This is a genomic window from Aeribacillus composti (assembly GCF_007827555.1).
Classification (GTDB): Bacteria; Bacillota; Bacilli; order Bacillales; family Aeribacillaceae; genus Aeribacillus; species Aeribacillus composti.
The window spans coordinates 154902-178132 of the sequence record NZ_VISS01000002.1 but is presented as its reverse complement, the minus strand read 5'-3'; the positions used below and the strand labels follow the sequence as shown (position 1 = coordinate 178132).

At 40.5% G+C, this 23231-nt stretch carries 23 protein-coding genes; 2 read left to right on the top strand and 21 right to left on the bottom strand.

Going from position 1 to position 23231, the window contains the following annotated elements; genetic code table 11:
- Window positions 1–8 precede the first annotated feature (8 nt).
- Complete coding sequence (locus FB379_RS01955) at window positions 9–1130, bottom strand: tripeptidase T (protein WP_063388143.1); 1122 nt, start codon at window positions 1128–1130, stop codon at window positions 9–11.
- A 150-nt stretch (window positions 1131–1280) separates the two neighbouring features.
- Between FB379_RS01955 and prli42 the strand changes: the two genes are divergently transcribed.
- The gene (gene prli42, locus FB379_RS18400) at window positions 1281–1376 is read left to right on the top strand and encodes a stressosome-associated protein Prli42 (RefSeq protein WP_153028099.1); all 96 of its coding nucleotides are present in this window, start codon (window positions 1281–1283) and stop codon (window positions 1374–1376) included.
- Window positions 1377–1801: 425 nt separating this feature from the next.
- Here the strand turns inward: prli42 and FB379_RS01950 are convergent, their stop codons facing one another.
- The 6 genes from FB379_RS01950 to lpdA all read right to left on the bottom strand — a co-directional run bounded on the left by FB379_RS01950 (window position 1802) and on the right by lpdA (window position 8107).
- Window positions 1802–2779, bottom strand: a complete 978-nt coding sequence (locus tag FB379_RS01950) for an aromatic acid exporter family protein (protein WP_063388142.1) — start codon at window positions 2777–2779, stop codon at window positions 1802–1804.
- Between the two features lie 77 nt (window positions 2780–2856).
- Entirely contained in the window at window positions 2857–3294 is a 438-nt protein-coding gene (locus FB379_RS01945) for a BrxA/BrxB family bacilliredoxin (protein ID WP_063388141.1), read from the bottom strand.
- A 117-nt stretch (window positions 3295–3411) separates the two neighbouring features.
- Window positions 3412–4647 (bottom strand): dihydrolipoamide acetyltransferase family protein, encoded by a 1236-nt coding sequence (locus FB379_RS01940; protein WP_063388140.1) that lies wholly within the window; start codon window positions 4645–4647, stop codon window positions 3412–3414.
- Between the two features lie 31 nt (window positions 4648–4678).
- Window positions 4679–5662, bottom strand: coding sequence for an alpha-ketoacid dehydrogenase subunit beta (locus FB379_RS01935; protein WP_063388139.1), 984 nt, complete (start codon window positions 5660–5662; stop codon window positions 4679–4681).
- 13 nt (window positions 5663–5675) lie between these two features.
- Complete coding sequence (locus tag FB379_RS01930) at window positions 5676–6668, bottom strand: thiamine pyrophosphate-dependent dehydrogenase E1 component subunit alpha (RefSeq protein ID WP_063388138.1); 993 nt, start codon at window positions 6666–6668, stop codon at window positions 5676–5678.
- A gap of 17 nt (window positions 6669–6685) precedes the next feature.
- The gene (gene lpdA, locus FB379_RS01925) at window positions 6686–8107 is read right to left on the bottom strand and encodes a dihydrolipoyl dehydrogenase (protein ID WP_063388137.1); all 1422 of its coding nucleotides are present in this window, start codon (window positions 8105–8107) and stop codon (window positions 6686–6688) included.
- Window positions 8108–8318: 211 nt separating this feature from the next.
- On the opposite strand from lpdA, the gene FB379_RS01920 reads away from it, so the two are divergent.
- Window positions 8319–8567 carry a DUF2627 domain-containing protein gene (locus FB379_RS01920; protein WP_063388136.1) on the top strand — a complete coding sequence of 83 codons (249 nt, stop codon included), beginning with the start codon at window positions 8319–8321 and terminating at the stop codon, window positions 8565–8567.
- A gap of 20 nt (window positions 8568–8587) precedes the next feature.
- On the opposite strand, the gene spo0A is transcribed toward FB379_RS01920, so the two are convergent.
- The 14 genes from spo0A to accC all read right to left on the bottom strand — a co-directional run bounded on the left by spo0A (window position 8588) and on the right by accC (window position 23228).
- Window positions 8588–9382 carry a sporulation transcription factor Spo0A gene (gene spo0A, locus FB379_RS01915; protein WP_063388135.1) on the bottom strand — a complete coding sequence of 265 codons (795 nt, stop codon included), beginning with the start codon at window positions 9380–9382 and terminating at the stop codon, window positions 8588–8590.
- A 382-nt stretch (window positions 9383–9764) separates the two neighbouring features.
- Complete coding sequence (spoIVB, locus tag FB379_RS01910; RefSeq protein ID WP_144596806.1) at window positions 9765–11054, bottom strand: SpoIVB peptidase; 1290 nt, start codon at window positions 11052–11054, stop codon at window positions 9765–9767.
- Between the two features lie 115 nt (window positions 11055–11169).
- Window positions 11170–12894 (bottom strand): DNA repair protein RecN, encoded by a 1725-nt coding sequence (gene recN, locus FB379_RS01905; protein WP_144596804.1) that lies wholly within the window; start codon window positions 12892–12894, stop codon window positions 11170–11172.
- Window positions 12895–12915: 21 nt separating this feature from the next.
- Entirely contained in the window at window positions 12916–13365 is a 450-nt protein-coding gene (gene ahrC / locus FB379_RS01900) for a transcriptional regulator AhrC/ArgR (protein ID WP_063388132.1), read from the bottom strand.
- A gap of 67 nt (window positions 13366–13432) precedes the next feature.
- A complete protein-coding gene (locus FB379_RS01895) occupies window positions 13433–14266 on the bottom strand; it encodes a TlyA family RNA methyltransferase (protein ID WP_144596802.1) in 834 nt (277 codons plus the stop codon).
- Entirely contained in the window at window positions 14259–16160 is a 1902-nt protein-coding gene (gene dxs / locus FB379_RS01890) for a 1-deoxy-D-xylulose-5-phosphate synthase (RefSeq protein ID WP_063388130.1), read from the bottom strand. Before dxs ends, FB379_RS01895 begins: the two co-directional genes overlap by 8 nt.
- Before the next feature lie 10 nt (window positions 16161–16170).
- On the bottom strand, window positions 16171–16791 hold the full coding sequence (locus FB379_RS01885) for a CNNM metal transporter family protein (protein ID WP_066247695.1): 621 nt from the start codon (window positions 16789–16791) through the stop codon (window positions 16171–16173).
- A gap of 763 nt (window positions 16792–17554) precedes the next feature.
- On the bottom strand, window positions 17555–18433 hold the full coding sequence (locus tag FB379_RS01880; protein WP_144596834.1) for a polyprenyl synthetase family protein: 879 nt from the start codon (window positions 18431–18433) through the stop codon (window positions 17555–17557).
- Window positions 18433–18672 carry an exodeoxyribonuclease VII small subunit gene (locus tag FB379_RS01875; protein WP_063388128.1) on the bottom strand — a complete coding sequence of 80 codons (240 nt, stop codon included), beginning with the start codon at window positions 18670–18672 and terminating at the stop codon, window positions 18433–18435. Before FB379_RS01875 ends, FB379_RS01880 begins: the two co-directional genes overlap by 1 nt.
- Window positions 18669–20015 carry an exodeoxyribonuclease VII large subunit gene (xseA, locus tag FB379_RS01870; protein WP_144596800.1) on the bottom strand — a complete coding sequence of 449 codons (1347 nt, stop codon included), beginning with the start codon at window positions 20013–20015 and terminating at the stop codon, window positions 18669–18671. The genes FB379_RS01875 and xseA overlap by 4 nt, the downstream gene beginning before the upstream one ends.
- Before the next feature lie 22 nt (window positions 20016–20037).
- Window positions 20038–20892, bottom strand: coding sequence for a bifunctional methylenetetrahydrofolate dehydrogenase/methenyltetrahydrofolate cyclohydrolase FolD (gene folD, locus FB379_RS01865; protein WP_063388126.1), 855 nt, complete (start codon window positions 20890–20892; stop codon window positions 20038–20040).
- 10 nt (window positions 20893–20902) lie between these two features.
- Window positions 20903–21301: a transcription antitermination factor NusB gene (nusB, locus tag FB379_RS01860; RefSeq protein ID WP_063388125.1), complete on the bottom strand. Its 399-nt coding sequence runs from the start codon at window positions 21299–21301 to the stop codon at window positions 20903–20905.
- Between the two features lie 158 nt (window positions 21302–21459).
- Entirely contained in the window at window positions 21460–21861 is a 402-nt protein-coding gene (locus FB379_RS01855) for an Asp23/Gls24 family envelope stress response protein (protein ID WP_063388124.1), read from the bottom strand.
- A gap of 17 nt (window positions 21862–21878) precedes the next feature.
- Window positions 21879–23228, bottom strand: a complete 1350-nt coding sequence (gene accC, locus FB379_RS01850) for an acetyl-CoA carboxylase biotin carboxylase subunit (RefSeq protein WP_063388123.1) — start codon at window positions 23226–23228, stop codon at window positions 21879–21881.
- Window positions 23229–23231 lie beyond the last annotated feature (3 nt).

Below are 23231 nucleotides of genomic sequence, written 5' to 3'. Positions count from 1 at the left end.
TCAAAGCTCTATTGGTTTGCTACCTCTTTTATAATGGCGACAACTAATTCTGCTGTTTTGACAAGCTCCTCAATCGGCATTTTTTCATTTGTTGTATGAATTTCCTCATAACCAACAGCAAGATTAACAGTCGGAATACCGAAGCCAGCGATAATATTCGCATCGCTTCCGCCCCCGCTTTTTAACAATCTGCTCTCTCTGCCGATTGTTTTGATAGCTTTTTTAGCAATTTGAACGACCTTATCTTCATCGGTAAACGTAAATCCGGGATACATTACGTTAATATCCACTTCTGCTTTTGCTCCCATTTCGGCAGCAGCTGTTTCAAAAGCTTCCTTCATTTTTTGTACTTGCTGCTCCAATTTTTCAGGTACAAGTGAACGCGCTTCAGCTAAAATATCAACGCGGTCGCATACGATATTTGTTTGCGTTCCCCCTTCAAAACGGCCGATATTTGCCGTTGTTTCTTCATCGATTCGGCCTAAAGGCATATTGGCAACTGCTTTTGCTGCAACCGTAATAGCGGAAATTCCTTTTTCTGGCGCAACCCCGGCATGAGCGGTTTTTCCGTGAATCGTCGCTTTAATTTTTGCATGTGTCGGCGCCGAAACAATAATGTCTCCAACTTTTCCGTCACTGTCCAATGCATACCCGTATTGCGCGGTAATCAGTTTTGAATCGAGCGCTTTTGCCCCAATTAAACCTGATTCTTCTCCAACCGTAATGACAAACTCGATTTTCCCGTGAGGAATGTTATTTTCTTTTAATACACGCACCGCTTCCAGCATTGCGGCAAGGCCCGCTTTATCATCAGCGCCTAAAATCGTTGTTCCGTCCGTCACAATATATCCGTTTTGTATAGAAGGTTTTACCCCTTTTCCAGGTACGACCGTATCCATATGAGAGGTAAAATAAATCGTATCAACGCCTTCTTTCGTCGCCTCTAGCGTACAAATTAAATTTCCTGCTCCATGTCCTGTTTTTTCAATTGATTCGTCTTCTATTACTTGTAGTCCAAGCTCGGTAAATTTTTGCTTTAATACATTTGCTATTTCCCGTTCAAATTTTGTTTCTGAATCAATTTTCACGAGTTCTAAAAATTCATTCACTAGCCGGTTTTCCTGAACCATTTTGTCTTTCCTCCTAATTATGTATTCATGTTTAGTGTAACCGATTTTGATTCCGCTTGTGAAATCAAAAAGAAGCTGTCGATGAAGGTTGTCCCCTCTAAAAAATCGTTGTACAATGTTTTATAAATCATGTATGTGGAGGGAATCATGATGACAAGCAAAAAAATGCAAAAGTGGGTTGTTTATATTATGTTAGGTTCATTGCTGATCACCTCAATTTTAACAGGCATCACTATGTGGCTTTAAAAATTCAACATGCACTTTTTACACCACATAGGCTGTTTGGTGAAAAACAATTTCTTTCAAATCGGTGCTTCCTCCTCTCGATTGCTCGTCCTCATCCAACCTTTTGTTACATTTTTTCCGATAAAGTCCATGAATTCCGCACATTCATTTTCGCAAAATCAATCTCGTCCGCTGCGGACTTTTGGCATCGTTGCCGCGAATTTTTTTACAGATCACGCTGATTTATTCCATAGCTGTTCACGAATATTTTCAGATCATGCGAACCGATATGGTGAACATTCTTAGCCGATTTTTTTCAGCAGACACGGTCCATTCTTCTGTTTGTATTTTGAAAAGTGCAGCTCATAAAGGCGTTTCTTCTAAACATATGTACGAAAAAAGCATTGACACGATCTCTCGTTTTATTGTGCTCAATGACAAGCGCTTCATCCTTTTCCTTTTTTGGCGTCGGCAAGACCTTTAAACTGGCTTTTAATAATTAAATATTGCTCCATTTCATATAAAAAATGATAAAGCCTTGCTCTCGTTTCAAATTCCTTTCTTGTTTTCGGAAGCGGTGCCCTTTCCATCTCTTTTTTGATGTCATCTAGCTTTTTTAAAAATTTCTTTGCTGTATTTCCGGAATGAATGTTGTCTTTTAACTCTTCAATAAACTGTGCAATAAGGTGCGCTTGTTCTACGTTTGCGGTGATCATCGTGAACGTCGGCAGCACTCGTTCAATGATTTCAAATTGTTTTTCTCTCATTTTAAAATATGCATAATATTGGTCTTCATGTCTTAGCAAACGATTTTCTACATTTCGGAGCGCCAATCCTTTCCCTTTTTCAATGAGATCGGCTGTCTCAGGAATTTCTTTTCCATCCCACGTATAGTCGCCTTCTCTTAAAAAAGCTACAATTTTTTCAAAAATAACCGCAAAGTTTTTTTCTACTTCTTTTCGATAAACATTAAGGTCATTTTCCAAGCTCGGCATATACAGATTCATTAAGAGCGCTACTCCGATCCCTGTCACAATAATCAAAAGTTCGTTTTGAACAATATCCAGCGTTATTTGACCTGCTTCATATAAGTGCAAAATAATAACAGCGCTCGTTACAATGCCTTCTGTCGTTTTAAAAAGCACCATTGTCGGTATGAAAAAAAGCAACAGAAATCCAATGACAATTGGATGGTAACCAAAAATTTCAAAAAAAAGAAAAGAAAACATCATTCCCGTTATACAAGCAAAAAACCTGGACCAAGCGCTTTTCAATGATTTCTTTTTTGTTACTTGAATACAAAGAATCGCGATGATGCCGGTGGAAACAAAATGGTTTAAATCCATCAGCTGTGCTAAAAATATCGATAGAGAAGCACCTATCGCTGTTTTTAACGTACGATAACCGATTTTAAATTTTCTCATTACTCATCACCATCATTTGCCTATTCTCTTTTCGAAATAAAAAAGGCGCCACATCTAAAAATGGCAGCCTTTTCTTTTTATACTTCGTCACAATATTGCTCGAATGCCTCTTGCAATTTTTGGACAACAGACATCGGCTCATGTCCTTCGATTTCATGGCGTTCAATCATGGTAACGAGCTTTCCATCCTTGAGCAGCGCAAAAGATGGAGAAGACGGCGGATAACCGGTAAAATAAGATCTAGCTCGTTCCGTAGCTTCTTTATCTTGACCTGCAAATACAGTCACTAATTGATCAGGACGTTTATCATAATGAAGCGCATGATATGCAGCCGGTCTTGCGATTCCGCCTGCACAGCCGCAAACAGAATTAACCATTACTAAAGTGGTTCCTTTTTTCGTTAAAGCTTCATCCACTTCTTCCGGTGTTTTCAATTCCGTATAGCCAGCGGCAACGATTTCCTCACGCGCTTGGCGAACTATGTCGTTCATGAAGAAATTAAAATCGATGCTCATTCATTCGCACCCCTTTCCCTTTTTTTCACCATTATATTGTTATCTTACAATAACAGCAATCTTTGAAGCAAATGTTAACCAATGTTGCTTAAGCATTATTTCTAATAACTCAAAGGACTAATATACGGATGTTGTTTCTTTCGAAATACCTTCTAATATTTGTTTTACTCTTTGCAAAAATCTTCCGCATACAACCCCATCTAATACTCTATGATCGAGAGAAAGGCAGAGATTCACCATATCGCGCACGGCGATCATTCCGTTTTTCATGACAACTAATCTTTTCACAATCGTTTCTACTTGCAGCAAAGCCGCTTGTGGATAGTTAATAATTCCCATTGATTGAATAGAGCCGAATGAACCTGTGTTGTTAACGGTAAATGTACCGCCTTCCATTTCCTTCGCTTCAATCGTTCCCGTTCTAACCTTTAAAGCAAGCTCGTTAATTTCTCGAGCAATTCCTTTAATGGATTTTTCATCAGCATGTTTAATAACTGGTACATAAAGCGCATCATCTGTTGCAACAGCGATCGAAATATTAATGTCTTTCTTTTGAATAATTTTATCCCCCGCCCAAGTCGAATTCATTTGCGGATATTCTTTCAACGCTTCTGCAACGCTTTTCACAAAAAACGGGAAAAATGTTAAAGGAAAACCTTCTTTTGCTTTAAATTCTTCCTTGATCGAATTTCTTAATTCAACTAACCCAGTTACATCGACCTCAATCATCATCCAAGCATGGGGAATTTCTGTTTTGCTTCGCGCCATATTTTGAGCAATGGCTTTGCGCACCCCAGAAACAGGAATTTCAGTATCACCGGCTGTTTTAGGTGATTTATAGGATTTCGTTTCTTGGATCAAGGAGCCCTTTTTCGGTATATTACCTGCTTCAATCAGCTTCAACACATCTTTTCGGGTAATTCTTCCGAAAGCTCCCGTTCCGTTGACTTTTTCTAAATCAATATCATGTTCTTGAGCTAGCCGGAGCACTGCCGGAGAATACCTGTTTTTCATAGTCTTCTTTTCCGTTTCTTCTTTTTCAGCCGGCTGATGGTCATTAGCATAAAGACTGTCTTTTGGCTGAATGTTTTTTTCTTGTTCAACCGCCACAGCCTCCACTTCAATTCTGCAAATAACTTCGCCAACTTGGAGAGTATCTCCCTCCTCAGCTAAAAGCTCTTTAATTACACCTGTATATGATGAAGGAACTTCTGCATTTACTTTATCCGTCATAACTTCTGCAATGGGATCATATTTGTTGACCTTATCGCCGATGGAGACGAGCCACTTGCTGATTGTTCCTTCTGTCACGCTTTCTCCTAATTGAGGCATTTTCATTTCTTCGATTAGCACGTTGATTCCTCCTTGAGATTAGGGTCAACTTTTAAAACTCTGCCAATTCTCTCATCGCTTTTTCAATTTTTTCTGCATTCATCATAAAAAATTTTTCCATTGTCGGTGCAAATGGCATCGCAGGTACATCCGGGCCTGCAAGCCGTTTAATTGGTGCATCAAGATCAAACAAACAATGCTCTGCAATAATGGCGGATACCTCGCTCATTACACTGCCTTCTTTATTATCCTCAGTCACGAGAAGCACCTTGCCGGTTTTTGAAGCGGCCTCAATAATAGCCTCCTGATCAAGCGGATATACCGTTCTTAAATCTAAAAGGTGGACAGAAATTCCATCTTTTTCTAATCGTTCAGCTGCCTGCAGAGCAAAATGAACGCACAATCCATATGTAATAACGGTAATGTCATCCCCTTCCAGCTTGACATCCGCCTTTCCAATCGGCAAAACATAATCATCTGCCGGAACTTCCCCTTTAATGAGCCTGTATGCCCGCTTATGTTCAAAAAATAAGACAGGATCATCATCGCGTATCGCTGCTTTTAATAATCCTTTTACGTCATACGGCGTAGAAGGTATGACAATTTTCAAACCGGGCTGGTTGGCAAATACCGCTTCAACAGACTGAGAATGGTATAAAGCACCGTGCACTCCTCCGCCAAACGGCGCCCGAATCGTAATCGGACAGTTCCAGTCATTGTTGGAGCGATACCGTATTTTCGCTGCTTCTGAAATAATTTGATTGACAGCCGGCATAATAAAATCAGCAAATTGTATTTCACAAACAGGGCGCATTCCGTACATGGCCGCTCCTATTCCAACGCCAGCGATAGCAGATTCAGCAAGGGGAGCATCGATTACCCTCTCTTCTCCAAACTGTTCATATAACCCTTGAGTCGCTTTAAAAACTCCTCCTTTTTTCCCGACATCTTCTCCTAGTAGAAATACTTTTTCATCTCGCTCCATTTCCTCACGAAGTGCAGCTGTAACTGCTTCGATATATGACATAATTGGCATCTTTTTTCCTCCTTCAGTTTCCATACACATGTTTCAGTGCATGTTCCGGAGCCGCATAAGGCGCATTTTCTGCATAATCAGTTGCTTCATCGATTATGCTTGCAATTTTCGTCTGCATATTTTGTTCCAATTCCTCTGTTAACAATCCAATTTCTTTTAAATAGGATGCAAACGTATAAATCGGATCTTTTTTCTTAGCTTCTTCGATTTCTTCTTTTGTCCGGTAGCTCCGATCATCATCATCGCTCGAATGGGGTGTAAGGCGGTGCACAAGCGTTTCAACCAATGTCGGTCCCTCTCCTCGGACAGCTCTTTCTCTCGCTTCCTTCACAACTTTATACACTTCAAGAGGATCGTTTCCATCTACAGTCACCCCGTGCATGCCGTACCCTGCTGCTCTGTCTGACACTTTTTCGCAAGCTAATTGCTTTTGAATCGGAACGCTGATGGCGTATTGGTTATTTTCACACATCAAAATGACAGGTAATTTATGTACTCCAGCAAAATTCGCCCCTTCATGAAAATCTCCTTGGTTCGATGATCCTTCCCCAAAGGAAACAAATGTGACAAAATCCTTTTTATCGATTTTTCCTGCTAAGGCGATCCCAGCTGCATGAGGAACTTGAGTTGTAACAGGGGATGAACCAGTTACAATCCGATTTTTCTTTTGGCCGAAATGTCCTGGCATTTGCCTGCCCCCGGAATTCGGGTCTTCCGCTTTTGCAAATGCTGATAGCATTAATTCTTTCACGGTCATTCCAAAGTGCAGGACAACGCCTACATCACGGTAGTAAGGCAAGATATAATCCTTTGTTTTGTCCAAGGCAAAGGCTGCACCAACTTGAGCGCCTTCATGCCCTTGACATGAGATGACAAATGGGATTTTTCCTGCTCGGTTTAAAAGCCACATCCGTTCGTCCACTTTTCTTGCAAGAAGCATCGTTTCATACATGTTTAATACGTCCTGATCCGTTAAACCTAAAGACTGATGACGATTTTTGGGCATGACAAGACCTCCCTAGCTTATATATGTATTGCTTTGCCATTTACCGCAAGAGCCGCTTCCATTATCCCTTCTGACAATGTTGGATGGGCATGAATCGTACGGGAGAGTTCCCAAGAGCTTGCATCGAGAAAGCTTGCTAAACTTCCTTCAGAAATCAGCTCTGTTGCATTTGGTCCGATAATATGAATTCCTAAAAGATCATCGGTCTTTTCATCTGCGACAATTTTGACAAACCCTTGCGGTTCTCCATAAATGAGCGCTTTTCCAACTCCTTGAAAAGGAAATTTTCCGATTTTGATGGTATAGCCTTTTTCCCTCGCTTCTTGTTCTGTTAAACCGATACTTGCAGCTGCAGGATTCGAATAAATACATTTAGGGACTTTTTTGTAGTCAATTGGCAAAACATTCTCTCCTGCAATATGTTCTACGGCGCGTATTCCTTCTTGCGATGCGACATGGGCAAGCTGAAGACCGCCGATGACATCACCGACTGCATAGATGTTTGATTCCTTTGTTTGATAAAACTCGTTTGTCACAATATAGCCATTATGGATTTCAATTTCGGTATTTTCCAATCCAATTCCTTCTGTGTTCCCTTTTCTCCCTATTGACAACAGCAGTTTTTCACTGTGCAAACTGATTTCTTGTCCATCCTGTTCGATGAACACTGTGATTCCGTTTTGTATTTCTGTTTTTTCAGGCAAAATCGATATATTCGTAAAAATGCGGACTCCTTTTTTCCTCATTAGCCGTTCCATTTCTTTACTTATTTCAATATCTTCTGACGGCAAAATTCGATCCGCCATTTCAAGGATCGTGACTTCAACTCCGAAATCAGAGAGCATAGATGCCCATTCCATTCCAATCACTCCGCCGCCCACAATGATCATAGATGAAGGAAGGCGTTGTAATTGCAATGCTTCATCTGACGTCAAAATAGTCTCGCCGTCAATCGTTAATCCAGGCAATTCACGAGGGCGCGATCCAGTTGCAATAATAACGTATTTCGGAAGTAAAATTTGGTTTTCCTCCCCGTTTTCCATCTCTACAGAAACTGTTCCTGGCTGCGGAGAAAAGATGGACGCACCTAAAATTCGTCCGATGCCATGAAACACATCGATCTTTCCCTTTTTGACTAATTGCCTGACCCCTTGATAAAGTTGAGAAACTATCTTTTCCTTCCGCTCCTGCACTTTATCAAAATTGACTTGAACATTGGACAGCTCGATTCCAAAGTCGCTGCTTTTTTTTGATTGAGCAAATATTTCAGCGCTTCGCAATAAAACTTTGCTCGGGATGCAGCCCGAATGCAAACAGGTCCCTCCAAGCTTTGATTTTTCAACAATAGCTGTTTTCATTCCGAGCTGGGATGCCCGGATCGCTGTAACATATCCTGCCGTTCCTCCTCCTAAAATCACTACATCATATTCTTTGGCCATGAAACTCTCCTTCCTTCATCTCTTCTATGTATGCTAAAAAACCGATTTTTAAAAATATTTATATAGAAAAGACGTATGCTCCTTGTCCATTCATCGTTAATAAAATGGCATATCTTCATCATAACATGTTTATTTGTATTGACAAATTGTAATATGATCGTAAAAATGAAATTGATTCGCTCTATTTTAACAGAAAGGGATATAAAGTCAAATGATAAGGCTTATTGCATTGTTGATTATGGTGATTCCAGGGATCCTGGCGGTTTACGGAATTAAATTAATGAGAGACATGCTTTTTGGCATTTTACAGCCCCCGTTTCCTTACTTATGGCTGCAATTTTTAATGGGTTTATTATTTTTCCTAGCAGGATTGTTCTTTATAGGAGGATTTATTTTGCATAGAGATAGAAAACGCAATCGAGTTCAGCCGCGTTTTCAGAAAAAAAGTAACCGCCGTTAGGCTCAGCGGTTACTTTTTTTTCAGGAGGCCTTATGCTCCAATCTCAATTTATCTGCCACCATTGCAATAAATTCCGAGTTCGTCGGTTTGGCTTTTGACATGCTGACTGTGTAGCCAAACAGCGATGAGATAGATTCAATGTTGCCGCGGCTCCATGCTACTTCAATAGCATGGCGGATAGCACGTTCCACACGGCTTGCCGTTGTGTTAAATTTTTTCGCAATATCTGGATAAAGCACTTTTGTAATCGATCCTAACAGCTCGATATCATTATAAACCATGGAAATCGCTTCTCTTAAATATAAATATCCTTTGATGTGCGCAGGAACCCCGATTTCATGAATAATGCTTGTAATACTAGCGTCTAGATTGTCATTTTTATTTTCAGAAACAGCAGAGCCAGATTTATGTAAAGATATATTTTTCATTAGAGGCGAAGGCTTTCCACTCACTTGACGAATATTTCCAGCCAGCTGTTCCATATCGAACGGTTTTAAAATAAAATAAGCAGCCCCTAGGTCGACCGCTTTTTTCGTTACATCCTCCTGGCCAAAAGCAGTTAACATGATTACGTTCGGCTTTTTCGCTTTGTTTAGCTCCTTGAGCTTTTGCAGTACTGCTAATCCATCTAAATGGGGCATAATGATATCCAAAACAAGGACGTCCGGGCTTTTTTCATTCAAAATATTTAAACATTCCTGACCATTGTAAGCAACGCCGATTACTTCCATATCCTCCTGGCTGGATAAATATTCATCCAAAAGGGCAACAAGCTCTCGATTATCATCAACGATACATACTTTAATTTTTTCCACACGCACTCCTCCCAATCCTCTTTACAAAATTATACATTGTTTGATCTACAAGATATTTTCGACAACTTTACAGAGAATCCTTTTCCTTTTTTAAAAAAAGTGAAAAATTATGTGTTTTTTCAAAGTTCTTCTTATTATGAATAAAGTTTTCGATTTCAAGCAAAATTCTCCTCTAACAAACATAAACAGCGTTTTTGTAATAAATATGTATGTCGAATTAAATAAGTTTATACATAAATTTTCGCTTGATTGAGCCAGTACACTTCCCTTGCTTTTAAAGCAAACAGCCCACTTCACAAAACTCCTTTATGTGAACGTGACGTTTTTCGCAAAAGGATTTATTTAAGAACGCTGCATCATGTAATAAGAAAAAGCGAGTGCGTTAACTCGCTTTTTGCTGCTTTTCGTCCATACTAATCCCTGCGTCTTGCAGCATCCATTCAATGTGAACACCGTAACCAGATGTCGGATCATTGACAAATACATGAGTCACAGCGCCAACCAGCTTTCCATCTTGAATGATTGGACTGCCGCTCATTCCTTGAACAATGCCTCCTGTTTTCTTAAGCAACTCCTTATCTGTCACTTTTATGACCATACCTTTTGTTGCAGGAAACTTTTGATTAACGGTACTGACAATTTCTACATCAAATGCTTCCACTTTATTTTGATCTACCACTGTTAAAATTTGTGCAGGACCTTCTTTCACTTGATGTGAAAAAGCAACTGGTATCGGTTTGTCCATAATTCCGTTTTTCACTTCTTGATTCAGCCTGCCAAATATGCCGAATGGACTGTTTTTTGAAATAGAGCCGATCACTTCATGTTTTTCTGAAAATCTTGCTAATTTTTCACCTGGACTTCCGCCTCTTCCTTTTTCAATCGACGTTACCGTAGACCGGACAATTTTTCCGTTTTCAACCACAATCGGTTTTTTTGTATCCATATCTGATATAACGTGCCCAAGAGCACCGTATTTTTTTGATTTCGGATCATAAAACGTCATCGTTCCAATGCCTGCTGCAGAATCCCGTATATAGAGACCGATACGATACGTTTTGTCGCTTTTGTCTTTGACTGGTGTCAATTTCGTGTTGAGAACTTTGTTGTTGCGTTTTACTTCGATCGCTAAAGGGCGGCCTGTTCTTCCTGCTTCTTGTATAAATGGAATAATATCACTCATTTTTTCTATTTTTGTCCCATTAATTTTTGTTATCATATCGCCGACTTCTACACCTGCCGATTCACCCGGTGATTTTTTTCCGGCTTCAGTTTCAATTTGGTGAAAGCCGACTACTAAAACACCAAGTGTATTTAACTTAACACCGATCGATTGGCCTCCAGGAATTACCTTTAATTCCGGGAGAACTTTGACATTCACGTTTTTAACCGGCATGCCTTTTATTTCATAGAGAATTTGTCCATCTCCAGATTTCGTGCCTTTTAGCTGCAATTCGTCCCCGCTTTCCGACACTTTGAAAGCGTTTTGAACATCCTGAACTTGAGCTTGAGCTGGAATAACATTTTTTTCTATTGTATAAACGTCATTTTCAAAAATGGTGATTGTTTTCGGAATGTGTAAATATTGTCGCACCTCTTTTGAAAAGCCTAAACTGATTAAAGAAACAAGGAGAATCGTACCAATTATTTTTCTGATGTATTCTAAAGTCATTTCTTCACTCTCCTCGCTCCTAACCCACACCATATGACTATTTCACATGGCTACATCTAATAATTTTTCCTTGAGCGAGGTCATTTATAACTTTTTCTTAAAGAAATTATTTCCGCTAGGAGGATTTCACCGATATAGCCAGATCCAACAGCTCTTTTGCATGCTGCTTCGACAATTCCGTCACTTCCGCTCCAGCAATCATCCGGCCGATTTCTGCAATTTTTTCTTTTTCAGAAAGCGGAATAACCTTTGTTTTCGTTCTTCCCTCTTTGCTTACTTCCTTAGCAATTAATAGATGGTTGTCAGCCATCGCTGCAACTTGAGGAAGATGCGTGATGCATAGCACTTGAGAGTTAATCGACACCTGATAAATTTTTTCTCCGATCGCTTGGGCGACACGGCCGCTTACACCAGTATCCACCTCGTCAAATATGATGGAAGTAATTCCTTGATGCTTGGAAAAAATCGTTTTTAAGGCAAGCATGATTCTTGATAATTCCCCGCCGGAAGCAATTTTCGCAAGAGGCTTAAGAGGTTCGCCTGGATTGGTGGAAATGTAAAATTCCACAAAATCCATGCCGTCACTTCCAAATTTCGTTGGAATTCCATCGATCAAAGCGGAATCTTGGGCCTCTTTCTGCGAAAATTGAACCTTAAATGTAGTTTTATCCATGTACAGCTGTTTTAATTCAGATGTGATTTGAGCAGTTAGCTTGTTTGCATATTTTTTTCTTATTGCCGTTAAATGTTGGGATTTTGTCAGCAGTTCTTCGACGACAGATTTAAGCTCATTTCTAAGCGTTTGAATATGGCTATCACGGTTTTCAATCGTATCGATCTCTTTTTCAATTTCATCTCTATATTGCAAAATGTCTTTGATTGTTTGCCCGTACTTTCGTTTTAACCGATGAATGACATGGAGGCGGTCCTCTATCATATTTAACCGATCAGGATTAAATTCCATGCGTTCTAATTCATTTCTAAGCTGAAACGTTAAATCCTCTACAACGTAAAAACTGTTCGACAGCGTTTCGGACATTTCTTTTAACTGTTTATTAAATTCTGCTGCTTCTTCTAAATGATTCATGGCAAGTCGTAAAAAATCAAGCCCGCGCTGCTCTCCCTGCAGCGATTCATAGCTATTTTTCAAGGCTTCATAAATTTTTTCAAAATTTAACATTTCCTGCCGTTCTTCCTGAAGCTTTATATCTTCATCCATTTTTAAATCGGCATCGTCAATTTCCTTTAATTGAAACTTCAATAAATCCAATCGATGCGCCATCTGCTGCTCATTTTCTGAAAGGGCTTTTAACCGCTTTGTTAAGTCCGCGTATTTTTTATAAAGCTTTACGTATGCATCCTTTGCTTTTTTCACTTCTTCGCCGCCATATTCGTCGAGAAGATGAAGATGCTTTTGCTCGTCCATCAGCTCTTGATGATCGTGCTGTCCATGTATATCGACTAATGTGCTCCCAATATCCCGGAGAATTCCGATTGTGACAAGCTTTCCATTAATTCTGCAAATGCTTTTTCCGTTAGCGGAGATATTCCGGTTTAAAACAATCATGCCTTCACTAGCATCTATTCCTAATTCATGGCATTTTTTCAAGCACGGATGGTCCTCTTCTTCCAATATAAACAACCCTTCCAATTCAGCGCGCTTTTCACCGGCTCGGACAAATTCAGAAGAACCGCGTCCTCCTACAAGAAGAGATATAGCATCAATAATGATCGATTTCCCAGCACCTGTTTCTCCCGTCAGCACTGTCAGCCCTTTTTCAAAAGAAAGAGATAGGGATTCAATAATGGCAAAATTTTTAATCGACAATTCCGCTAACATCGCATTTTCACCCCAAACTTGTTAAAGCATGTCCAAAAATTTTTCCGTCAACGTTTTGGTGTCTTCATTCTTCCTGCATATAATTAAAATCGTGTCATCGCCGCAAATTGTCCCTAATATTTCTTCCCAGTCCAAATTATCAATTAATGCACCAATTGCATGAGCATTTCCCGGCATTGTTTTCATCACAAGCAAATGTCCGGCAGAATCGATTTTAACAAACGCATCCATCAATGCTCTTTTCAGCTTTTGATGGGGATTGAAGCGCTGATCTGCGGGCAGGCTGTATTTATAACGTCCATCAGATGTCGGAACCTTCACTAAATGGAGCTCCTTGATGTCGCGGGATACGGTTGCTTGGGTGACATTAAAACCTAAATTTTTCAGCATTTCAACTAGTTCATCCTGCGTTTCGATTTCGTAATTTGTGACAAGCTCTCTAATTTTAATAAGACGCTGTCCTTTTGTCATTAGCGACCACCCCTATTCTCTTTCCTGTTATGATATCTCATAGAAAAACAGGAATAACTTGTATTCGTTATCCCTGTCTCTTTATTTTTAACGTCGAATGAGCGTTTTTCACAATTTCTTCAATTGTTTCCGTAAATTTTATGTCACCTTTTTCTTTTGCCCCTCCCCAATACAAATGGAGCAAAAACTCTATATTTCCGTTGCTGCCAGTGATCGGAGAGTACGATAAATGTAAGCAATCAAATCCTTCATTGATTGCAAAGGCCGTTATGTCATGCAAAACTTCCTCATGAACCCGAGCATCTTTCACAATTCCTTTTTTCCCGACTTTTTCTTTTCCTGCTTCAAATTGCGGCTTAATTAGCGCGACGCATTCACCAGTGGGCACCAAAATGGTTTTTAAAACAGGGAGGATCAATTTTAAAGAGATAAACGATACATCAATGGTAGCAAATTCCGGAAGCCCCTTTTGAAAATCCTCCGGCTTTACATAACGGAAGTTTGTCCGTTCCATCACGATAACACGTTCATCTTGACGCAGCTTCCAATCCAATTGATTATACCCGACATCCACCGCATAACATAATTTTGCGCCGTTCTTCAAGGCGCAGTCGGTAAATCCTCCCGTAGAAGAGCCTACATCTACCATAATTTTTCCTGCCACACTGATTTCAAATTGTTTCAATGCCTTTTCCAGCTTTAAACCGCCTCTTGAAACATACGGGATCGCATCTCCCTTTACAGTTAACGGGATGTCGCGATCAATTTTTTCGCCAGGCTTATCCAATCGTTTTTCATTTGAATAAACAAGCCCGGCCATAACGGCTCTTTTTGCTTTTTCTCTCGTTTCTGCAAGTCCTCTTTCTACAAGCAATACATCTAAACGTTCCTTTTTACCCATATTTGATTCCTTTTTCTTTTTTTGGTATTACTTCGAGCACATTTTTTATTATTCCTTCTTTTGTTAATCCAATCTCTTCTAACAGTTTTTCCACGCTTCCATGCTCGATAAAGCGATCTGGAATTCCCATTCTTTTCATTGTAAGATTTGTAAAGCCATGCTTTTCAGCAAATTCTAATACCGAGCTGCCAAAACCGCCTTCAAGAACTGCTTCCTCTACTGTTAAAATCGGTATTCCTTCGTTGAAAATCTCAAGAAGCATTTTCTCATCAAGCGGCTTTAAAAAGCGGGCATTGACGACTCGAACGGAAACATTATTTTTGGCAAGTGCTTTCGCTGCATCCAATGCCATTTTAATCGTCGTTCCAAATGTTAAAATGACAGCATCTTTACCTTGTAAAAGAACTTCCCACGTACCGATTGGAATTTCTTTCAGCTCAGGATCAAGAGGCACACCCAATCCTGTTCCTCTCGGATAGCGAAGAGCGATCGGCCCTTCATCGTACTTCAGAGCCGTATAAACCATATGCTGTCCTTCATTTTCGTCTTTCGCCATCATTAATACAATGTTTGGTATATGGCGCAAAAAAGCGATGTCAAATACTCCCTGATGGGTTTCTCCGTCAGCTCCGACGAGTCCTGCGCGGTCAATTCCGAAAAACACATTTAAGTTTTGTCGGCAAATGTCATGAACCATTTGGTCATAACCGCGCTGCAAAAAGGTTGAATAGATTGCCAAAAACGGCTTCATATTGGCAGCAGCAAGTCCTCCTGCAAGCGTCACCGCATGCTGCTCGGCAATACCGACATCAAACATTCTGTCCGGAAATTCTTCTCGGAATTTTTCAAGTTTCGAACCAACCGGCATGGCTGGTGTAATTGCAACAATTCTTTCATCGTTTCTCGCTAATTTTCGAACTGTTTCACTTACTAATTCACTCCAAGACGGAGCCGATATTTTCGGTTTAACAAAATCGCCTGTTTCAATTTTATACGGGCCTGTTCCATGCCATGTTCCAACCTTGTCTTTTTCGGCAGGCAAATAGCCCTTTCCTTTTTTCGTGATAACATGCAGCAAAACAGGGCCTTTTGTTTTTTTGGCATAACTAATGTTTTCCATCAATGCCTGAAAATCATGTCCGTCAATCGGGCCAAAATAGGTAAAGCCAAGCTCCTCAAAAAACATGCCCGAAACGAATAAATATTTCAGACTGTCTTTAAGCCGTTCTGCTGTTGAGGCAAGCTTTCCTCCGACAGCTGGAATTTTTTTTAACAAGTATTCCAACTCTTCTTTTACCCAGTGATATTTGCCTGTTGTTCTTAATCTTCCAAGTATATGATGAAGAGCACCGACGTTTGGAGCAATAGACATTTCATTATCGTTTAACACAACAATAATATCCTTTTGTTCATGGCCGATGTGATTCAATGCTTCAAGCGCCATGCCTCCGGTTAAAGCACCGTCGCCGATAATCGGCACAATATATTCATCCGTTCCTTTTAAATCGCGGGCAATAACCATTCCCATTGCCGCAGAAAGTGAAGTTGAACTGTGCCCCGTTTCCCAAACATCGTGCTCGCTTTCTGAACGCTTCGGAAAACCGGACAATCCTTTATACTGCCTCAACGTATCAAACTCTTTCGCCCTGCCTGTCAAAATTTTATGAACGTACGCCTGGTGACCTACATCCCAAATAAATTTATCTTTCGGGCTGTCAAACATTTTATGTAAAGATATTGTCAGCTCAACTACTCCTAAATTTGGTCCAATATGTCCGCCGGTCACTGACAGCTTTTCAATTAAAAATTGGCGAATTTCCGCGCTCAATTGCTCCAGTTCTTTTATTGAAAACTTTTTCAGAAATTTTGGATTTTCGATGGACAATAGATCCAAAACGGATCACTCACTTTCGCTTTTTAGATATGCTTGCTTTTTTATGATTCTTTCCTTTTTTCTCTTTCATCAAAACAATATTAAATCTTTTTTCAAAAAAATAAAATATCTTTCCGACATAAAAAATAATCGGAGTTGAAAAACGGATTGCAAACGCCTTTCCAAACGCTTTTCCTCCGACAGTAAGAGCGGCTACAATGCTTGTGAATACGATTGAAATCGTAAACTCAAGCGCCGAAGTTTGACGGTCGGCAAACGTCACCGCCAGCTGCACTACGACAACAGCCGAGGCTGTTCCGCTGATTATGCCGGAAATATCGCCAATAACATCGTTGCAAAAGTTCGAAAAGCGATCGGCATTTCGGATAATTTGAATGGCATGCTTGGCACCGCTCACACGCTTTGACGCCATCGCATGAAACGGTACCTCATCTGCTGATGTGGCAGCAATGCCGAGCATATCAAAAAAAATGCCGATTAAAACGATCACAAAAACGATCATCATACCGGCAGCCCATCCGACGCCTTCCAGAAGAACAGTTGATACAATTGAAAAAAGAGCCGCTAACACGAATGTGATAACGGCAATTCCTAAACTCCATCGTATTGAATATCGAATTAGCTCTTTCATCATGAAATGCATAACACCTGATTTCTATGTAAAAACTATATATAACGAAATGGAGTGGTCATATATAGAGTAAACATTACGGCTTAGGTCCAGTAGGTTTTCCCAGTCAAGTACCAGGCGTTGCCGCCCCGGCGGTTTCCCTTTAAACCTGACTTAGCGCTGTCGCCAAACGCTAGACTGGATTGCCACTTAGTCCGTACTACAATCCTCTATATATGTCATGTGAACAGTCTAGGAGTTTTCCTCAAACAGCCTTTAGCCGGTTCCTAGCCTCTTTTGCAGAGCCGATTTCATATGTCACATAAGAAACTCTTTCATTGGCCATATGAAAAAGTTCCTTGTTTCCATAATCCCCTCGGCCTCCACTCAAGGCAGGCTACGCTGTCCGCGCCTCATTGCACTATGAAGCGCGTAGACAGGTTCATACCCATTTTGCACATAAAATGGGCCTCCGCGGAAAGAGGGTCAACGCCCACATGCCATTGTGGATCGCCCTCTAACCTTAACCCCCAGCATCAACCCAAGGCTGGGCGCCTCAAGCCAACACCAGGAACTTCATCGATGTGCCCTTTAGCGGATTTTTAGGCCCGCCTTCAGAACCGGAGGGCTGACTAGAATACTGCACCACTCCATCATGTTTTCTGACAGAATTATATCATATAGGAGTGTTTTCCTCAACTTGTTGGAGAATGCACACATTCAAATGCGAATCCCGTTCCTCACATTTTGTCAACCCGTTGGAGGTGCACCGAATTTTCATCGTTTAATGTTCGCGCTCCCCAATTAAATCACAAAACGATAATAGAAGCTCATTGTTTATGGAACATGTTTGCAAAATAGCCTTTGATGTTTCAATATGCTCCGACAATTTTTCCTTTGCGCCTTCCAAAGACAGTACGGACAAATACGTTGTTTTTTTATTCTCTTCATCGGAACCAACAGGCTTTCCGATCTTTTCTTCGTCTCCTTCAACATCTAATATGTCATCTTTAATTTGGAAGGCAATGCCTATATGGTATGCGAATTCCTTTAATTTATTTATTTCTTCAATCGACGCCTCAGCAATGATGGCACCTGCAATAATACTGAAAGCCAGAAGCTTTGCTGTTTTATGCTCATGAATATATTCAAGCTGTTTTAAAGTTAATTGTTTGTTTTCTCCTTCCATGTCGGCAACTTGTCCGCCAACCATTCCTTCTGCACCAGCCGCCTTTGAAAGCTCTGAAATGAGCGTCAATTTTACGCGATCTGAAAGCTCTTCAGCATCAGCAATCAGCCGAAAGCTTTCAGTCAGTAATCCGTCACCTGCCAGCACGGCTATGGCTTCTCCATATACTTTATGATTGGTCGGCTTTCCTCTTCTAAAATCATCATTGTCCATGCATGGAAGGTCATCATGAATGAGCGAATACGTATGAATCAATTCCACCGCACATGCGACCGGGTAGCCAATTTTCTCTTCTTTTCCATACGAATGGAGAACGGCAAGCAAGAGCATAGGGCGCAGACGTTTCCCGCCGGCATTTAAGGAATAAATCATCGATTCTTTAATAATTTTCGGGGCATTTAATCTTTCAATATATGTGGGAAGAACGGAATCAATGGCAGCTTTGCGCGTTTTTAAGTATTCCGGAAAAGACATCACTTTTGTTCTTCCTCCTGTGCTTGGAAAGGTTTGATCGTTCCATCTTCATCAAGAATAAAATCCAATTGCTTTTCAGCTTGCGTTAATTTTTCATGGCAAAGCTTTGAAAGCTTCATTCCTTCTTGAAAATATTGGATCGCCTGTTCTAATGGAACATCTCCGTCTTCTAATTTTAAAACAATTGCTTCCAGCTCTTTCATCGCTTCTTCAAACGTTAATTCTTTTTGATCATTCATGATCTTCTCTCCTCAATTTCAGATACTTCACAATGGATGGTCCCGTCCTGCAATTTAATTTGAATAAAATCCCCTTCAGCCGTTTGTTTTACGCTCTTTACCAGCTTATCTTGTTTATACACAAGGCTGTATCCACGTTCCATAATCTTTAATGGGCTGAGCGCATCAAGTTTAGAAGCCAATGCTTGAAAGCGATTCAGCTTCTGTTGATATAAAGCTGTCATCTCGCGCAGCATTTTTTTGTCCAGATCCTTCATTCTTGTCTTCGCCCGCTCAATTTGGTCATATGGAAGTTCGTTTTTAAGACGATTCGTCAATAACAAGTATCGGTTCGTTTGATCGTTTAAGTAACGTTTTCCTGCTTTTTTAAAACGTTCGAATAAAATGTCCAGCTCCTGTTCTTTTTGCATATAAAGCTTTTTCGGATATTTGAATGCATATGAGTTGGTTAAGCGGAAAAGCTTGAGCTTTTCCTTTTTGATCCGTTCCTTTAAAGCGTTCGTCATTCTAATGTTCCGTTCCCGGATCTTTTCGATTAAATCCGTTATATTAGGAACAGCCAGCTCTGCTGCTCCGGTTGGAGTCGGCGCCCGAAGATCGGCGACAAAATCTGCGATTGTATAATCTGTTTCATGGCCTACAGCAGATATAACGGGTATTTTTGATTTAAAAATTTCCCTTGCCACCACCTCTTCATTGAAAGCCCACAACTCTTCAATCGACCCGCCTCCTCTTCCAACAATGAGGACATCGAAATAACCGAGGGAGTTGGCAAGCTGTATTTTATTCACAATCGATTTTCCCGCTTGTACACCTTGAACAATTGCGGGAATAACCACCACTTTTGCCACAGGGTATCTTCGTTTGATCGTTGTGATGATATCCCTGACGGCTGCACCTGTCGGCGATGTGATCACACCGATCGTCTTTGGAAAGGCAGGAATCGTTTTTTTATGCTTGACATCGAACAGCCCTTCTTGCTCCAATTTTTTTTTCAGCTGCTCGAATGCAAGATAAAGCCCTCCTACTCCATCAGGCTCCATTTCCTTTGCATAAATTTGGTATATTCCTCCGGGCTGGTAAATGGTAATTTCACCGCGTACCAATACGTTCATCCCGTCCTCTGGGCGAAATGGAAGAGAACGGTTAAAACTTGAAAACATAACCGCCTGTATTCTGGCATGCTCGTCCTTTAACGTAAAATAAATATGTCCGCTGTCATGAATTTTTACGTTTGATAATTCGCCTTTTACCCAAATATCGCGCAAATGTGGATCAACATCAAATTTTCGCTTAAGGTATTTTGTTAACGCCGAAACGGTTACAAATTTTTTGTTACTCATGAACAACTCCTTTAAAGCAAGTTTATGGACGTACCCGCTTCTTTGCGGATTTAACCGTATTATAAACCAGCATCGTAATCGTCATTGGACCTACTCCGCCGGGAACAGGAGTAATGGCGCTTGCTTTTTCTTTTGCCTCATCAAATTTTACATCGCCTACAAGTTTTCCGTTCTCAAGTCTATTGACGCCAACATCTATTACGACTGCACCTTCTTTAATATGATCAGCACCTATGAAATGAGGACGCCCGACAGCAACGATTAAAATATCTCCTTGGATCGTATGCTCCCGCAAATTTTTCGTTTTCGAATGGCAATATGTAACCGTTGCATTTTCGTTTAGAAGCAATTGTCCGACCGGTTTTCCGACAATATTGCTTCTGCCAACAACGACAACATGCTTTCCGGCAATTTCGATATTTGCAGATTTGATCATTTCAACAATTCCGGCCGGTGTGCACGGCAAAAACGCATCCTGTCCCGTCATCATGCGTCCAACATTAATCGGATGAAAGCCATCCACATCTTTTTCTGGAGAAATTTTTTCAATGACTGCTGTTTCATCAATATGGTCAGGTAACGGAAGCTGAACAAGAATTCCGTCATAACGATCGTCCTGATTATATTTTTCTATCACTTCAAGCAGTTCTTCTTGTGAAATCGACTCCTCCAAATGTTCCAGCTTAAAAGAAACGCCGATTTCCTCCGAAGCTTTTTGCTTCCCCTTAATGTAAGAAAGGGAAGCAGGATTATTCCCAACTAAAATAATGGCAAGGCCGGGTGTTACCCCTTTTTCCTTTAATTGTTCCACTTCTTTTTTTAACTCGCTTCGCATTTCTTTTGCCAATTCTTTTCCGTCAATAATCGTCGCCACCATCTTTTTCCTCCTAAGCTTTTTTTTCTAACTCTTCTTTTATACTTGAGAGGACACCATTTACAAATTTGCTCGACTGAACATCTCCGAACATTTTAGCAAGTTCAATCGCTTCATCAATTGTTACATTGAACGGAATATCCGGTTCATATTTCATCTCATATACAGCTAAACGCAAAATGGCACGGTCAATGTTAGCCAATCTTTCCAATTTCCAATTGGTTAAATTCCTTTTTATCAATTCGTCAATTTCGTTTTGATGTTCAACCGTTCCGAGTACAAGCTTATTTAAAAATGGATCATGTTCATTACCGTCCAAAACATGATTGATGGCTTCCTCAGGAAGCGCTTCAGCCAAGTCAATTTGAAACAGTGCCTGCAATGCCTTTTTCCTAGCTGTTCTCCGTTTCATCTTTTTGCTCCTTTTTTCAAACTATGTCGAAATGTCATATATGAATCATATCATAACTGCCTCTTGTATCACATATGAAAGTTCATCCGAAAAGAAATTTCAGAATCTTTCTTATTATTCTTTATTTTAAACAAAAAAGGGGAGGATATCCTCCGCCTTTACATTTCCTCTTGAATTTCAGGCTCTTCCGTCTTCGTTTCAAACTGAATGCCCACTACATGAATGTTGATTTCGTTGATTTCAAGCGCCGTCATCGTTAAAAGCGTTTGACGAATGTTTTCTTGTACTTTCTGTGCAACAGCCGGAATGGAAACCCCGAAATTCATGACACAATATACATCAATGACAATGCCTTCTTCACCTAAGTCTACTTTTACGCCTTTACCATGATTTTTTTTGCCAAAGCGTTCAGCGACTCCTGAAGCGAAATTGCCGCGCATTTGGGCTACCCCTTCTATTTCAGATGCGGCAATTCCGGCGATGACTTCAATGACTTCCGGAGCGATTTCCACTTTTCCAAAGCTTGCTTCATGATTCATTTCCAATCCTGTATCTTTCAAATAGTACACCTCCAAAATTATGACATGATTTTATAATTTTCAAGAAATCTAGTGTTGAACTCCCCGCTGATAAATTTTTCATGATCCATTAATTTCAGGTGGAAAGGTATGGTTGTATGCACTCCTTCTATAACAAATTCACTTAAAGCTCTTTTCATTTTGGCTATCGCTTCTTCCCTTGTCGCTCCGTGTGTAATCAGCTTTGCGACCATTGAATCATAATATGGCGGAATGGAATAGCCAGGGTAGCAGGCAGAATCAATGCGGACACCCGGTCCGCCCGGAGGCAGGTACATTTCGATTTTACCAGCTGAAGGCATAAAATTCTTTTCCGGGTTTTCTGCGTTAATTCTACATTCGATCGCCCAGCCGTTAAATGTAATGTCTTTCTGTTCAAAGCTTAGTGGTTCGTTTGCTGCAATCTTGATCTGCTCTTTGATCAGGTCAATGCCTGTGACCATTTCAGTAACAGGATGCTCAACTTGAATGCGGGTATTCATTTCCATGAAATAAAATTGCTCATTTTTATAATCAAAAATGAATTCCACTGTACCTGCACCGGAATAACGCACCGCTTTGGCTGCTTTTACAGCCGCTTCCCCCATTTTATGTCGCATTTTATCAGATAGTGCAGGAGAAGGAGTTTCTTCCACCAGCTTTTGTAAGCGCCTTTGAATGCTGCAGTCCCTTTCACCTAAATGAACGACGTTTCCATGGTGATCGGCAAGAATTTGGATTTCAACATGGCGGAAATCTTCAATACATTTTTCAATGTAAACGCCTGGGTTTCCAAATGCTGTTTGCGCTTCCTGCTGAGTAATTTGGATCCCTTTCCGCAAGCTTTCTTCGTCATTCGCAACGCGTATTCCTTTTCCTCCGCCTCCGGCGGCTGCTTTAATAATGACTGGATAACCGATTTGATTTGCGATCTCAACTGCTTCCTCTTCGCTTTTAATGATCCCTTTTGACCCAGGCACAATCGGAACACCCGCCTGCCGCATTGTTTCCCTAGCAACATCTTTTTTTCCCATTTTTGTGATTGCTTCTGGACTAGGGCCTACAAAAACAATGTTGCAATCATTGCAAAGCTCGGCGAAATCAGCGTTTTCTGCCAAAAATCCGTAGCCTGGATGAATGGCTTCTGATCCAGTCAGCGTCGCTACACTCACGATGTTCGTAAAGTTTAAATAGCTGTCTTTAGATGCAGTCGGTCCTATGCAATACGCTTCATCTGCAAGCTGAACATGCAAGGAGTCTTTATCCGCCTCAGAATATATGGCGACTGTTTCGATCCCTAATTCCTTGCAGGCGCGTATGATTCTTACTGCAATTTCTCCTCTGTTTGCTATCAGCAATTTTTTAAACATTTT

Bases quoted from the DNA above. Each gene is read 5' to 3' on its own strand.
- FB379_RS01895 (WP_144596802.1), bottom strand. From the start codon at position 14,266: ATGGGTAAAAAGGAACGTTTAGATGTATTGCTTGTAGAAAGAGGACTT.
- recN (WP_144596804.1), bottom strand. From the start codon at position 12,894: ATGTTAGCGGAATTGTCGATTAAAAATTTTGCCATTATTGAATCCCTA.
- folD (WP_063388126.1), bottom strand. From the start codon at position 20,892: ATGGTGGCGACGATTATTGACGGAAAAGAATTGGCAAAAGAAATGCGA.
- ahrC (WP_063388132.1), bottom strand. From the start codon at position 13,365: ATGACAAAAGGACAGCGTCTTATTAAAATTAGAGAGCTTGTCACAAAT.
- lpdA (WP_063388137.1), bottom strand. From the start codon at position 8,107: ATGGCCAAAGAATATGATGTAGTGATTTTAGGAGGAGGAACGGCAGGA.
- FB379_RS01930 (WP_063388138.1), bottom strand. From the start codon at position 6,668: ATGCCCAAAAATCGTCATCAGTCTTTAGGTTTAACGGATCAGGACGTA.
- FB379_RS01880 (WP_144596834.1), bottom strand. From the start codon at position 18,433: ATGTCTTTTCCGGAATACTTAAAAACGCGCAAAGCTGCCATTGATTCC.
- xseA (WP_144596800.1), bottom strand. From the start codon at position 20,015: ATGAGTAACAAAAAATTTGTAACCGTTTCGGCGTTAACAAAATACCTT.
- FB379_RS01950 (WP_063388142.1), bottom strand. From the start codon at position 2,779: ATGAGAAAATTTAAAATCGGTTATCGTACGTTAAAAACAGCGATAGGT.
- FB379_RS01920 (WP_063388136.1), top strand. From the start codon at position 8,319: ATGATAAGGCTTATTGCATTGTTGATTATGGTGATTCCAGGGATCCTG.
- FB379_RS01935 (WP_063388139.1), bottom strand. From the start codon at position 5,662: ATGCCAATTATGTCATATATCGAAGCAGTTACAGCTGCACTTCGTGAG.
- prli42 (WP_153028099.1), top strand. From the start codon at position 1,281: ATGACAAGCAAAAAAATGCAAAAGTGGGTTGTTTATATTATGTTAGGT.
- accC (WP_063388123.1), bottom strand. From the start codon at position 23,228: ATGTTTAAAAAATTGCTGATAGCAAACAGAGGAGAAATTGCAGTAAGA.
- nusB (WP_063388125.1), bottom strand. From the start codon at position 21,301: ATGAAACGGAGAACAGCTAGGAAAAAGGCATTGCAGGCACTGTTTCAA.
- FB379_RS01885 (WP_066247695.1), bottom strand. From the start codon at position 16,791: ATGAAAGAGCTAATTCGATATTCAATACGATGGAGTTTAGGAATTGCC.
- FB379_RS01945 (WP_063388141.1), bottom strand. From the start codon at position 3,294: ATGAGCATCGATTTTAATTTCTTCATGAACGACATAGTTCGCCAAGCG.
- spoIVB (WP_144596806.1), bottom strand. From the start codon at position 11,054: ATGACTTTAGAATACATCAGAAAAATAATTGGTACGATTCTCCTTGTT.
- FB379_RS01955 (WP_063388143.1), bottom strand. From the start codon at position 1,130: ATGGTTCAGGAAAACCGGCTAGTGAATGAATTTTTAGAACTCGTGAAA.
- FB379_RS01875 (WP_063388128.1), bottom strand. From the start codon at position 18,672: ATGAATGATCAAAAAGAATTAACGTTTGAAGAAGCGATGAAAGAGCTG.